The following is a 12509-nucleotide window of genomic DNA, read 5'->3' as shown; positions in this document are numbered from 1 at the left end:
AATACTCGCTTTTTTGAATCAACTAATAGTAAAATGAGGGACAGATATAAACTATAAATAAAATCAAACGGAAGTGAATCGATTGAAAATCAATGAATTAGCAAAATTATATGATATTACCCCACATACTTTACGTTACTATGAAAAAATCGGTTTGATCCAACCAGATTATGACGATAACGGTTATCGAAATTATTCGTACAAAGAATTAGAACAACTAAATACGATTCGCGATCTGCGATATTTTGATGTCTCTTTACCTGAGATCGTCGAATATCTGAATAATAAAAATATCGATCGAACAAAAGAACTTTTACGATTTGAAATTGATTCTTTGCATCGTTTGATTGTAGAATCAAAAGAAAAAATTTCCTTATTAGATGATCGCTTACAGTTAATCTATGAAGTAGAAGATACTCCATTCAATCAACCGATCATGATGGAACATCAGTTACGTCAAGTAATCAAACACGATGAAATGACGACTAGCGATGATGTTGATTACGCATTGAAGCAGCTGCATAAAAAATATGAGAAACACCTCAGTGCCAACAATCAAAATTTATTTGGAAGTATCTTACATGAAGAGTCAGATCCTTTTGCCTATCAAGTCTTTTATTTTTATCCAGAAACTGCCTCTTTGATCAATGAGGTGTCCACGTTACCATCCGGGAAATACTTGACCTACACTTACCAAGGAGCCTATGAGCAACAAGTCACAGGCATTCAAAAATTGAAAAAATATGCACAAACACATCAACTAGAATTAAAAAGTCCATTTTATGAACTCTATCTTGTAGATTTCCATGAAACCAATGACCAGAATGAATTTATTACACGCTTAGAAGTATTGATCTAGTAACCAACTATTTATCTAAAAAACACCACAAAAAAACAGCCAAAAGAGAGTAAAGCTAAGAGTTGCTTCTTCCTTTTGGCTGTTCATTTATTCTTTTTTACGCATGATAACGTTCAATACCATCTAAATAAGTGGCATCTAAGGTCATGTCAGGATTCAAGACGATGAAATCAGCATCTCTTCCTTTAGCAATCTTTCCACATGTATCGTCGATTTTACAGCTAACTGCAGGAACGTACGTAGCCATCATGATTGCTTGTTCTGGTGTAGCTAAGCCCCAATCTACGACATTTTTGATTGCTTCTTTTAATCTTAGGATACTTCCAGCTAGATTTCCAGATTCTAAGCGAGCCGTTCCATCTTTTACGACTACCGGGAACTCACCTAAATTGTAGTTACCATCAGGCATCCCACCCGCCATCATGCAATCCGTGATCAGAGCCACATGTTCATGTCCTGCTTTTTCCATCAGGATCTGTGCTGCATTTGGATGGACATGGTGACCGTCACAAATTAACTCAGAAAATACGTGATCCAATGATAATAATGCGCCGACCATACCTGGCTCACGATGGTTCAAGCCGCGCATCCCGTTAAACGCATGAACAAACACGCTTGCACCTGCTTCAACAGCTGCTTGTGCTTCATTGATCGTTGCATTACTATGACCTAAAGCAACTACAACGCCTTCATCTGTCACTTGTTTTACAAATTCTTCTACACCTGCGCGTTCTGGTGCTAATGCGATTTTTTTGATCAATCCGCCTGAAGCTTCTTGCCATTCATTAAAGACTGCCAAATCGGGGTCGCCAAAATAACTTGGGTTTTGCGCACCTTTATGCTCTTCTGTAAAGAATGGTCCTTCAAAATAGATCCCTTTGATTTTAGCCCCAGGAACTTCATGGTACATTTTTCCAATCGTCTCTGCCACATCTCTTAGACGTTCTTTACTAGAGGTTAATGTTGTAGGTAAAAAGGCAGTTACCCCACAAGATAACAAGCCTTCTGACATAGCTTTGATTCCTTCTGCGTCATTATCCATAACGTCGTGATTCATAAATCCATGAATATGTGTGTCTACAAGTCCAGGGGCAATCCATTTACCGCTTTGATCAATGATCGTTACTTCACCAGCTGGTTTTTCTGAAAGATATTCGCCAAAAAGCCCATCAGTGATTTCAAGATATCCAGTGTTTTTCACACCAGATGCTAAAAAGAATTTGTCAGCATAGATATAAGTTCTCATTCTATTCTCTCCTTTGATGATCTACCTTTAAATTACTCTTATTTACGAAAGAAGTCAAGAATGGTCTACACCATTTATATACTTTTAGCAATCTTTTTTACTGCTTGAGCTAATTCTTCATAAAACAATGCTTTTGATAGTTCATTTTGCTGTTTGTAAATCAAACTTTTTAGAATAAATAAATCATTTAAATAATAATAACTATTTTTTTCTTGTGCCCAACGAATCCCTTGATTCACTTGTTCAAGAGCTGCTTGGCGTTCTCCTTGATGAAATAGAAAACTACCATAATTATAAAAAATCTGCGTCAATTCGCTTTTGTTGTGCTCGTTGATCGTATCATGCAAGAGTTGGACACTACGACTTAAATAATATCTTGCTTCTGTACTTCTCCCTGCAACCCCATAGACTTTACCAATACAGCTGATCAATTGAATCTCGATATCACAGACATGTGTCCGATCTTTTTGGCTGGAGTAAGTCAATGCTTCTTTCAAGTAACTAAGTGCCTTTACTAGGTTTTTCCTTAATGTAAATTCACAAACACCTAAATAATAATAATACCGTTGAAAATCCTCAGCTGAATAGAGATTCTCTGTCACCTTCGCTGATTTTAGTTCTTGTTCTAATTTACGATAATCTCTTTTTAAAAAGTATAGATCCAGAAGATCAAACTGTCTAGTTGCTGCTCGAATCTTGTCCTTGGATAAGTTCATTACATAATCGATCGTTACACCAAGCCTGTGACAGATCTGAGCCATCACTAATACATTTGGTAACTCTTCGTTATTTTCGATTCTACTCAGCACACTTTGAGAACAAATGCCTTGTGAAAGCATTTGTTGAGTCATTTTTTGTTCTTTTCGGATTTCTTTGATGATCGTACCAAAGGAATCGACTAATGCTTCCATAAGTATCCCCCTCTCAAAAAAAATATGCGTATTCGCATGACTACATGTATTGTACTTGACTACTTTGTAAACTTCAAGAAAAGTCCAATAGCAATGAATCATTTTTCAAAAATTGACATTAAAAAAAACGCCTCGGTATCGAGACGGCTTTTAAATGAAGTCGTATTTACTTTATAAAAAAGTTGCCAATCACATCGTTTTTACTACTCGTTGGCTATTACTCGAAACTGGTTATTCGCAGGTGTTAAATGGGAATAAACCCCAGACAAAAACGGTTGATTTAGTGAAGTAAGCAAACGCCCATAAGAATCGTTGATTCCAATTTTTATAGTGATTCACTTACTTCATAAAATCTTGATTTGTCCCATCAGTTACTCGCTTACGCTTAAAGCTACCTACTTAATATGCACCACAGCCAAAATATGACAGTTCCTATCTTTGTTGATAGGTTGTCAGGAATTCATGCATTTTTTTCGCCGTTACTTTTAGATCGTCTAATTTTGGTAAGTAAACGATTCTGAAGTGGTCTGGATCAGGCCAGTTAAAACCACCTCCGTGAACAAGTAAAATCTTATGCTCGTGCAGAAAATCTAATACGAACTGCTCATCATTGGTAATATTGAAGCGTTTCGTATCGATTTTGGGAAAGATATAAAAAGCTGCTTTCGGCTTAACTGCTGATAATCCAGGAATATCATTGATTGCATTATAGATGTATTCTCTTTGTTCATAGATCCGTCCACCTGGCAATAGCAATTCATCCACACTTTGGTAGCCCCCTAAGGCAGTTTGGATGATTTGTTGTGACAGGACGTTTGAACAAAGACGCATAGAGGAAAGCATATTCAACCCTTCAATATAGCCTTTTACATTTGATTTGTCACCACTCAACACCATCCAGCCGACACGGAATCCCGCCACACGATGTGATTTAGATAGGCCATTCAATGTGACAACGAATAAATCAGGTGCTAAAGTCGCAATCGGGATATGCTCTAAGCCGTCCATCACTAAACGATCATAGATTTCGTCTGAATAAATGATCAATTGATGTTCTCGTGCGATTTTCACGATTTCTTCTAATAACTCTTTCGGATATAAAGCTCCTGTTGGATTATTAGGATTGATGATCACGATTGCCTTTGTCCGACTGGTAACTTTAGATTTGATATCCTCAATATCTGGATACCATTCGGCTTGTTCATCGCATACATAATGAACTGGTTTTCCCCCAGCCAAAGAAACAGAAGCTGTCCATAAAGGATAATCTGGCATTGGCACTAATACTTCATCGCCATTGTCCAACAGCCCTTGCATACACATCGTGATCAGCTCACTGACCCCATTACCAGTATAGATATCATTGATCGTCACATTTGGAAATTTTTTCAATTGACAATACTGTTCAATCGCTTTTCGTGCAGAAAAAATCCCTTTTGAATCCGAATAGCCTTCTGAATCTCTGGCATTCATGATCAAATCACGGATCACTTCATTTGGGGCCTCAAATCCAAATGGTGCTGGATTTCCCGTATTTAATTTTAATATACTGATGCCCTCTTCTTGCATTCGTTCGGCTTCTTCAAGAACCGGTCCGCGGACATCGTAACTTACGCCTTCTAATTTGTTGGATTTTTCAAATTCTCTCATAGTGATCCAATCCCTCGTTTCAAAAAAGTTAGAAATTTCTGATTATACTCATTTATTTCCATATCATACTCCATTCATCTGGATTTTGCCACCGTTTTAAAAAAATCCTAGATGAAAATCAACTTTTTTGCTTTTATTTCTCATGCCGATCATTCCAAAGATTTGCTGCCCAATCCATAGCGATCCCGATGATCACACCTAGGAATATCCCCATGGGCAATTGTCCGAATGCAGATCCAATGATAATGCCTGCTACCATTCCTAAAATTGAAAATTCCCCATCATATTTATTCATGATTTTCCTCTTTCTTATCTTGACATCTATTTCGTTACTCGCTATGATTAAAGTGTTGTTTCTTGCAGACGTGATGGAACGGCAGACATGCAAGATTGAGGGTCTTGTGAGCGCAAGCTCGTGTGGGTTCAAATCCCATCGTCTGCATATATTTTTTGTTCGTAAAGTGTTAAAACTTTGCGAACTTTTTTTATTTACTAAACATTTCTATTACTATTATCATATAATATGCATTATTTCTATCAATGATCCAACCTTATATAAGGTTATGAAATCTATAGGAAATTAGCTTTTTCTGTTTTATCTCCAGAAACGGTTCTTTCTTGATAAAAAGAAAAATTCGAAAAGGAACTATACAGATACTGGATTTCCGAAATGGATGAAATACAATCTATTTTATACTACCTGCTTCAAAGACAAAAAATAATATGAACGTACATTTTTTATACAATATTGTCACTGATGTACCAAATACAATAATGCAGCATAGAAAGTATGTGATTTTAAAAAACGTTTGTTTATCCATCCTGAGTAAGTCAATTTGGCCTGAGTAGCTCCCTATTCAATTAAAAACACCCGCTCGAAAAGAATGGGTTGTGAAAAGCAATGTTATTAGGTGATACAATAAGATTACTATCTTTTTATCTATTATTTCAACCGATATAATCCTTTTGCTGTCTAAAATACGCATATCATAATTAATAAAGAGAGTATCAACATGCACGCTATATACTTCCCCAAACGTTTTGATTTTTTAATAACTGCATATATTATTCCACACTAAAGAATAGTTAATCCATTAAAAACCCATACCTTCGAAATAATTAAACTGTCTTAAGCTATAACAACTCTAGTGATTCCTCAAATGAAAAATCCCAATCAAACCATGCAAACCTCTTTATTTTCTAATCTCTTACAAAAATGTAATGAATAAAGCAGACAAAAAAATGGTTAGAAAATTTTTATTATTGATAATTAAATGTATAAAACTTAGGAGGTATTTATATGCCAATAATCAAATCTGCTAATCCATTAAAAGCAATCTCTTTATTAGTAATCGGTACTCTTGGTGCAGCGATATCGGTATTACACATCACTTGTCTCTATATTTTCCATATGGGCGTTGCAGATCCGAACATCCCTCTATTTGGATTTTTTGAAAAATTTGCTTCTGCTACTTCATCTATCCTTCACGTTTCTTCCGATAAACTTTATTTATCTTCTCTCTCGTTTTTTATCATTTTTTCGATAATTGGATTATTTTTCAATATCTTCACTAATAATTATAAATTGCTTTCCATTTGGATTTTAGGAACAAATTTACTTTTTTCTCTCCCTACACTCTTTTATTTCTTCGTTGCATGGGGGATGAATCAATAATTCTTTCATCGTTAACATAAGTTAAAAAATAGAAAGAAGGCCTAAAAATGACTATTAGAACAGATCATTTATTAAGAGCATTACAAGCATATCAAGAAGTTTGTTGGATAAATCCAAATTTTGGGAAAAAAATTTCATGTTTTACCATAAATGATGTAATCGACGCTTCTAAACGCCTACAAAGATTTGCTCCATACATTGCTAAAGTTTTTCCTGATACTAAATCTACTAATGGGATCATCGAGTCAGAATTAGTTGAGATTCCTAGTATGTTGGATAAAATAAAAGAAAAAGAACATTTTGAAACAAACAGTAAACTATATTTTAAATGTGACAATAATCTTCCTGTATCTGGTTCGATTAAAGCCAGAGGTGGAATCTATGAGGTTTTGACGTTTGCTGAAAAAGTTGCACTGGATTCTGGAAAACTCACAATTGATAGTAATTATGCTATTCTAGCAAATGATGAATTCAAAAATATTTTTTCTAATTATTCAATCGCTGTGGGTTCTACAGGAAATTTAGGACTTAGTGTCGGAATCATGGGAGCAAAGTTAGGGTTTCAGACGACTGTCCACATGTCTAATGAAGCAAAAAGCTGGAAAAAGCGTTTGTTGAGAGAAATGGGTGTTGTTGTCAAAGAGTACGAAGGTGATTTTAGCAAAGCTGTAGCTTTAGGGCGAGCAGAAACAGTAAAGAAACCCAACAGTTATTTCATCGATGATGAAGCTTCAAAAGATTTATTTCTAGGATACTCTGTAGCTGCACTGAGACTACAAACTCAATTAAAAGAAAAAAATATTGAAGTCTCCGAAGATCATCCTCTATATGTCCATCTTCCTTGTGGTGTAGGTGGTAGTCCAGGTGGAATTGCCTTTGGATTGTCCTGCATTTTTGGTGATGCTGTAAAAATATTTTTTGTAGAGCCTACTCACGCTCCGTCCATGTTACTTGGCCTGTACACAGGATTACACGACAAAATTTCAGTGCAAGATATTGCAATCGATGGTAAGACAGCTGCTGATGGATTAGCCGTCGGCCGCCCATCGCGTTTAGTCGGCAAAATCATAGAACCGATTTTATATGCTACTTCGACTGTTCAAGATGAAAGATTATATCAATATTTAACATTGCTTGCGGATAGTGAAAACATCTATGTGGAACCTTCATCCACTGCTGGGATTGCATCATTTGTGAATATAAATCGAGCATTCGCATCGAAAAAACCTTGGATAAAGTCTGGCACACACATAATTTGGGGAACGGGTGGTAATATGGTTCCAGAAGAAGAAATGGCTCAATATTACAAAAAAGGATTGTCTTTACTTAATTTCTAATTATGTAACAATAACAGCAAGTTCAAGTTATTAAGCTCGCTAAAAGAACATCGATAACAAAAATACTCAGTTATCGATGTTCTTTTTTTACGGCAATGTTGGGTTACTAGATCATCCCAGGCTAATCTACCTTACATTAGCTAGATTATTATGATTTGATTATTTTTTCATATGGTGTTTTTCTATTTTGAGAATTTCTTTCTTTTTTTGGTTTTACTTTTTGGCTCTTCTTTTCTTTATTATCATTTGACTGTTTATTCTCCTGTTCTTTTCTCTTGTTATTAGATTTTTCTTTTTTCTTAGTACCATTTGTGTCACTACTTTGTTTTTTTCTGGGGATCTGTTGTGATTGCTTTGGCGAATGGCTCTTTGGCTTTTCTGAGACTTTAGGACCACACGCTGCAAAACTAACTGTTGCTAAAATTCCTAGACATGCTAATAAAAATTTCTTCATATTGACCACTCCTATTATTTTTTTTGTACACTTAGAGTGTATAAAAAAGAATAAATTAAACGGTGTCTATTTGCTTAAACCATTGATAAGAAACGCTTACATTGCTGTCACATTAATTTTTAAACATCCATAGATATGTTTAAATGATTAAAAATATTTCTATTTAGCACGTTACAGAAATAAACAAATTCATATCTTTACAATGCATGAACTTTTTATGAAAATTTTTTTGTTTTAAACAATTTTGCTAAATTTAGTTTTCTTGCTGTCCGAAATGATTCATTAGCTCCAAACTTTTACAAAGAAAAATTAGGAGGTTATTGTATTAAACGCTAGTCGATTAAATACTTCGTCCAAACCGATCATCTTATTTTTTATCGGTGGATTAGGTACATTGTTTTCTTTTTTCAATCTAGCTGATTTTCTAGTTTTTAATGTAGGAATATTGGAACCGTCGATGCCAATACATGTCTATAGCTTTTATCATATCTTATCAGTAAATGCTTCAAACCTTTTATTTTTTTCAGCCAATCAAATATATTTAGCTCTAATCGTTCTTACAATCACGGTTCCAGTTGCTATGCTCTTAATAAATATTAAACAAAATAATTTAAAATAAGATTCAATATTTTTACTCCTATTAAATCTAATTTTTTCACTTCTAATTATTTACCTACTATTTTTCTTTAAATAAGTGGTCCAATTGACATTATATTTTCTGTAAAACTAACTATATTATTATAGAAAAAATACCTACTCCAAAGAGTAGGTATTAAAAAAACCGTATGGTTAGGATTGTATAATTCTTTTGTTATCTAAAATACGTATAATATAATTAGTAAAGAGAGTATTGATATGCATGCTATCCCACTTCCCCCAGAAGTTTTTAGCTATTGATACTCTCTTTTGTAATGGCGCCTACTGGTAGCTTAACCCTGACTTAAAATCATTGCAAGAACTTGTCGTTTGGTTAAGAATATTTAAAATTTGATCAATTCTAATTAGCCAAAAAGAAAAAGCTCTCTTAAACGAAAAAGCTCATTTGAAAAGAAACATAGAAAATGAGCAGAAAAACATTGCTACTTGTGAAAAAAAGATTACTTCTATTAAGAAGTAATCCATTCGTCCTTGATATCTGGCATTGATTTTGTACTTTCATTTGATGATCTTTTGTTTAGGGAAGAGACTATTTTCAAAAGCGACAACAATATTTGTTTTTTCTAATACCGTGTAGTCTTTGACGACAAATTGCTTACGGTTATTATAGTAGCCTTTCACAAATATCTTCATTCCTTCATCTACATCGGCAATAAAATTAAGACTATAATTAGCAATCAAGCAATTCTCTGAGCCTAAAGTAAAACGAATCAGTGGTCGTTCCCCTAATTTGATTGTTCTGATTTTTGAGACCGATCCATATTTTCTTTCCATTGTCATCTCTCCCCTCATCCCTATTATACGAACGAACGTTCCGTTTTACAAGTGATTTTCCTTGAAAAAAGTATCGTTAAAGTCTACTTATTCACTTGACGATCAACGATTTGTTGAGACTTTGCCGCTGTTAGCTTTGCATCGTTTCTCGCTTTTTCTAATTGTGCGATATAACTTCTCAAATTACTATTTTCTGCTGAAATAGTTTCTAATTGTTTCTTCGTGGTTGCTAAATCAGTTTGTAAATTTGTTTTTTCTCGATTTAATTGGCTGATTTGTTCGTTTAACTGATTGACAGTACTTTGCATCTCTGTATATTTACCCTGGATTTCTTGGAGTCTAGTATTCCATTGACTATTTAGGGTATTGATTTCGTTTATTTTTTGAGTTATTTCATTGATCTTATTATTGATTTCGATTTGTTTGTCATTTAGTTGGTTTTCTTTACTGGTTAATTGGTTTTGTAAATTTGCATGTTCAGCAACCAATTGGCTTTTTTGCGTCTCCAAGTCAGTGATCTTTGTTTGGTATTCTTGCGCTTTTGTTTGTATATTTTGAAGATCTTGATTTTTTATTACTAATTGACTATTCAAGTCAGTGATTTGTTGGTTATGGCTTGTTAACTGTTGATCAAGTTTTTCTAAATTTTCGTTGATCTTACTGATATCAGATTCCCCACCCCAGAATAAAACTTCTCCTGCAAACCGTGTGCCCGTATAACCAATAGCCCCTAGCAACAATGCAATCAATCCAGTAATCATCCATTTTTTTTTCATGTTCTTCTCCTTAATAAATATTATTATTTTATAACCAGCTAAATCTAATCTTTTACTTGTCTATTGTCAAGACATATCTGTTTTAAATTTTCAAATTCTATAAAACGTTGAAATGAATGGACTATAAATTAAATTACAAGCAATATTTTAGTACAAATTCTTTAATTGTTTTATAATAATAGTATGTCATATAGGAAAGGGGTAATTTCAATGAAAACATTAGATATGATTGCTTTAACATTGTTGATTGTTGGAGGATTGAACTGGTTGTTAGTCGGTTTATTAGAATTTGATTTAGTTGCGACGATTGCAGGCGGCTCTACAACTATTTTAGCTAAAGCTATATATATTATTGTCGGGATTTGTGCTATTTATTGTTTGAAATTCTTTCCAATGATCTCCAATCGTGTAGAACATCAATAATTGGGATTTGATTTTTATAGAACATGGGGCAAACATTTGCTCCATGTTTTTTTATTTGATTAACTCCTTTGTATTGACATCAACAGCCTTAAGAATAGCTATTATGACTGATTGATATCCAGCCATTTTATCTTCTAAAATAGGAAAAAAACATATTTATTACGCACTTAATATTTTCTTAACTAATTTTTCTTATCAAAAAACGAGAACATACATTCTTTTAATTAAAGGAAAGAAAGCGTTTTTCGATTACATATGTTTCGTTGAATATTACAAAAAAGGTAGCTTTGTCATAAACTGTTACGTTTTTATCACCTATGAAATGTCTCAACATGGTAAAGTATTACTCGTTAGCGAAAACAGCTAATCAAATAACTTTTTAAAATACGAAGGAGATCTTTCATGAAATCACTTAAAACTATTCTTTTTGGAACAACTTTGGCCGCCGGCGCTGCATTATTTATGGGTACTTCTGCACACGCAGACGAAGCCTACACTGTTCAATCAGGTGATACTTTATCAACGATTTCTCAAAAATACGTTGGTGACAACTCCTTGATCCAAACAATTGCCGAAGCTAACTCAATCTCAAACATTCACATGATTTTTTCAGGTCAAGAATTAACTATTCCTACTGGTGAGCAAGCAGCTGCTCCTGTCGCTACTCAAACACCTGTGGAACCTGTTCAAGAAACAGCTCCAGTTGTGGAAACACCTGTTGTGGAACAAGCACCTGTAGTAGAACAAGCGCCTGTTGTGGAACAAGCACCAGCTACTGAAGTCGCTGTTTCAACTGGCACGAACGATGCCAAAGAATGGATCGCACAAAAAGAATCTAGCGGTTCTTATACAGCAACAAACGGACGTTATATCGGCCGTTACCAATTAGACTCTTCTTACTTGAACGGTGACTACTCTGCTGCCAATCAAGAAAGAGTGGCAGAACAATACGTTGCTTCTCGTTATGGTTCTTGGGATGCAGCCAAAGCTTTCTGGTTAGCTAACGGTTGGTACTAAGTACGGTTTAGCTTTGAGTTAAAAGCTAAATAAATAAAAAATGGAAGGCTCGAAAATAGATTATCTATTTTCAGAGCCTTCCATTTTTTATTTATGTTACCATCAATCAGCGATCAACTAATGTTGATTGTACCATCGATTGTTGTTGTATTGACCAATTTTTCTTCATTATAAATATTGTATAAAATTCTAACATCATGACTGCCAGCATCAGGTAGATTTTCAAAAGGGATAGAGTCTATTCGGTTGTTTGGAGGAATCAATCCTGATTTATACAATTGTTTATTATTTGATGCTAGATAGTATTCTACTTGGATATTGAATGCATTCTGACCATTATTACGTACATCGACACTTGCTTTTCCTTCTTTATCAACTTCTATATCATGTTTCAAAAGAATACGCATTTTGTCTTTATCCACTTGATCTTGCATTACTTTCAAAATATCTTCATTACTTAATCTTGACAGATTGTCATCTAAATCAGGCAATCCTGCCACTACTTGAGGAGGAGATTGATTAAAATAAAAGTATCCGCCGATCCCTGCTACAAGACATAGGAGTAGCAAAGAAAACAAGATATAAGTTCTCTTCTTTTTACTATGATTCTTTTTTTCAATATTATTACTATGTGCCATTTTTCTCAACCTCCTTTCTCAAATTATAACTGAAAAGTCTGTCATTCAGACTCTTTCTACTAAAATAGGTAATGGAATACTTATCAACTTTG

General features: G+C 34.2%; 13 protein-coding genes and 1 tRNA gene. 6 read left to right on the top strand and 8 right to left on the bottom strand.

What is annotated here, in order from left to right:
- The first annotated feature begins 73 nt into the window (after positions 1–73).
- A complete protein-coding gene (locus CYK55_RS05685) occupies positions 74–859 on the top strand; it encodes a MerR family transcriptional regulator (RefSeq protein WP_241234800.1) in 786 nt (261 codons plus the stop codon).
- Positions 860–956: 97 nt separating this feature from the next.
- Here the strand turns inward: CYK55_RS05685 and nagA are convergent, their stop codons facing one another.
- The 4 genes from nagA to CYK55_RS13445 all read right to left on the bottom strand — a co-directional run bounded on the left by nagA (position 957) and on the right by CYK55_RS13445 (position 4961).
- Positions 957–2105 carry an N-acetylglucosamine-6-phosphate deacetylase gene (gene nagA, locus CYK55_RS05680; RefSeq protein WP_034690210.1) on the bottom strand — a complete coding sequence of 383 codons (1149 nt, stop codon included), beginning with the start codon at positions 2103–2105 and terminating at the stop codon, positions 957–959.
- A 74-nt stretch (positions 2106–2179) separates the two neighbouring features.
- Positions 2180–3016, bottom strand: a complete 837-nt coding sequence (locus CYK55_RS05675; RefSeq protein WP_010735706.1) for a helix-turn-helix domain-containing protein — start codon at positions 3014–3016, stop codon at positions 2180–2182.
- Positions 3017–3448: 432 nt separating this feature from the next.
- Positions 3449–4666 (bottom strand): pyridoxal phosphate-dependent aminotransferase, encoded by a 1218-nt coding sequence (locus CYK55_RS05670; RefSeq protein ID WP_126134036.1) that lies wholly within the window; start codon positions 4664–4666, stop codon positions 3449–3451.
- A gap of 133 nt (positions 4667–4799) precedes the next feature.
- The gene (locus tag CYK55_RS13445) at positions 4800–4961 is read right to left on the bottom strand and encodes a hypothetical protein (protein WP_164546237.1); all 162 of its coding nucleotides are present in this window, start codon (positions 4959–4961) and stop codon (positions 4800–4802) included.
- Between the two features lie 64 nt (positions 4962–5025).
- Here CYK55_RS13445 and CYK55_RS13440 point away from each other — a divergent pair.
- The 3 genes from CYK55_RS13440 to CYK55_RS05660 all read left to right on the top strand — a co-directional run bounded on the left by CYK55_RS13440 (position 5026) and on the right by CYK55_RS05660 (position 7678).
- A tRNA-Leu gene (locus CYK55_RS13440) sits at positions 5026–5108 on the top strand.
- Positions 5109–5966: 858 nt separating this feature from the next.
- Complete coding sequence (locus CYK55_RS05665) at positions 5967–6341, top strand: hypothetical protein (RefSeq protein ID WP_126134035.1); 375 nt, start codon at positions 5967–5969, stop codon at positions 6339–6341.
- A gap of 47 nt (positions 6342–6388) precedes the next feature.
- Complete coding sequence (locus CYK55_RS05660) at positions 6389–7678, top strand: D-serine ammonia-lyase (protein ID WP_126134034.1); 1290 nt, start codon at positions 6389–6391, stop codon at positions 7676–7678.
- Between the two features lie 148 nt (positions 7679–7826).
- Here the strand turns inward: CYK55_RS05660 and CYK55_RS05655 are convergent, their stop codons facing one another.
- The 3 genes from CYK55_RS05655 to CYK55_RS05645 form a co-directional block, all read right to left on the bottom strand.
- A complete protein-coding gene (locus CYK55_RS05655) occupies positions 7827–8132 on the bottom strand; it encodes a hypothetical protein (protein ID WP_034690942.1) in 306 nt (101 codons plus the stop codon).
- 1155 nt (positions 8133–9287) lie between these two features.
- Positions 9288–9563 (bottom strand): hypothetical protein, encoded by a 276-nt coding sequence (locus tag CYK55_RS05650; protein WP_034690918.1) that lies wholly within the window; start codon positions 9561–9563, stop codon positions 9288–9290.
- A gap of 83 nt (positions 9564–9646) precedes the next feature.
- Entirely contained in the window at positions 9647–10339 is a 693-nt protein-coding gene (locus tag CYK55_RS05645) for a DNA-directed RNA polymerase subunit omega (RefSeq protein WP_126134033.1), read from the bottom strand.
- Positions 10340–10549: 210 nt separating this feature from the next.
- On the opposite strand from CYK55_RS05645, the gene CYK55_RS05640 reads away from it, so the two are divergent.
- A complete protein-coding gene (locus tag CYK55_RS05640) occupies positions 10550–10762 on the top strand; it encodes a DUF378 domain-containing protein (protein WP_010735711.1) in 213 nt (70 codons plus the stop codon).
- A gap of 402 nt (positions 10763–11164) precedes the next feature.
- Positions 11165–11779 carry a LysM peptidoglycan-binding domain-containing protein gene (locus tag CYK55_RS05635; RefSeq protein WP_126134032.1) on the top strand — a complete coding sequence of 205 codons (615 nt, stop codon included), beginning with the start codon at positions 11165–11167 and terminating at the stop codon, positions 11777–11779.
- Positions 11780–11892: 113 nt separating this feature from the next.
- Here CYK55_RS05635 and CYK55_RS05630 read toward each other — a convergent pair whose 3' ends face one another.
- Entirely contained in the window at positions 11893–12417 is a 525-nt protein-coding gene (locus CYK55_RS05630; protein WP_034687842.1) for a hypothetical protein, read from the bottom strand.
- Positions 12418–12509 lie beyond the last annotated feature (92 nt).

This window comes from Enterococcus mundtii (assembly GCF_003957375.1).
Taxonomy (GTDB): Bacteria; Bacillota; Bacilli; order Lactobacillales; family Enterococcaceae; genus Enterococcus_B; species Enterococcus_B spodopteracolus.
The sequence above is the reverse complement of the archived record's forward strand: the minus strand, read 5'-3'. Positions and strand labels throughout refer to the sequence as shown.

Excerpts from the sequence above, each read along its gene's own strand:
- CYK55_RS13445 (WP_164546237.1), bottom strand. The coding sequence starts at position 4,961 with ATGAATAAATATGATGGGGAATTTTCAATTTTAGGAATGGTAGCAGGC.
- CYK55_RS05650 (WP_034690918.1), bottom strand. The coding sequence starts at position 9,563 with ATGGAAAGAAAATATGGATCGGTCTCAAAAATCAGAACAATCAAATTA.
- CYK55_RS05660 (WP_126134034.1), top strand. The coding sequence starts at position 6,389 with ATGACTATTAGAACAGATCATTTATTAAGAGCATTACAAGCATATCAA.
- nagA (WP_034690210.1), bottom strand. The coding sequence starts at position 2,105 with ATGAGAACTTATATCTATGCTGACAAATTCTTTTTAGCATCTGGTGTG.
- CYK55_RS05645 (WP_126134033.1), bottom strand. The coding sequence starts at position 10,339 with ATGAAAAAAAAATGGATGATTACTGGATTGATTGCATTGTTGCTAGGG.
- CYK55_RS05655 (WP_034690942.1), bottom strand. The coding sequence starts at position 8,132 with ATGAAGAAATTTTTATTAGCATGTCTAGGAATTTTAGCAACAGTTAGT.
- CYK55_RS05630 (WP_034687842.1), bottom strand. The coding sequence starts at position 12,417 with ATGGCACATAGTAATAATATTGAAAAAAAGAATCATAGTAAAAAGAAG.
- CYK55_RS05640 (WP_010735711.1), top strand. The coding sequence starts at position 10,550 with ATGAAAACATTAGATATGATTGCTTTAACATTGTTGATTGTTGGAGGA.
- CYK55_RS05670 (WP_126134036.1), bottom strand. The coding sequence starts at position 4,666 with ATGAGAGAATTTGAAAAATCCAACAAATTAGAAGGCGTAAGTTACGAT.
- CYK55_RS05635 (WP_126134032.1), top strand. The coding sequence starts at position 11,165 with ATGAAATCACTTAAAACTATTCTTTTTGGAACAACTTTGGCCGCCGGC.
- CYK55_RS05665 (WP_126134035.1), top strand. The coding sequence starts at position 5,967 with ATGCCAATAATCAAATCTGCTAATCCATTAAAAGCAATCTCTTTATTA.
- CYK55_RS05675 (WP_010735706.1), bottom strand. The coding sequence starts at position 3,016 with ATGGAAGCATTAGTCGATTCCTTTGGTACGATCATCAAAGAAATCCGA.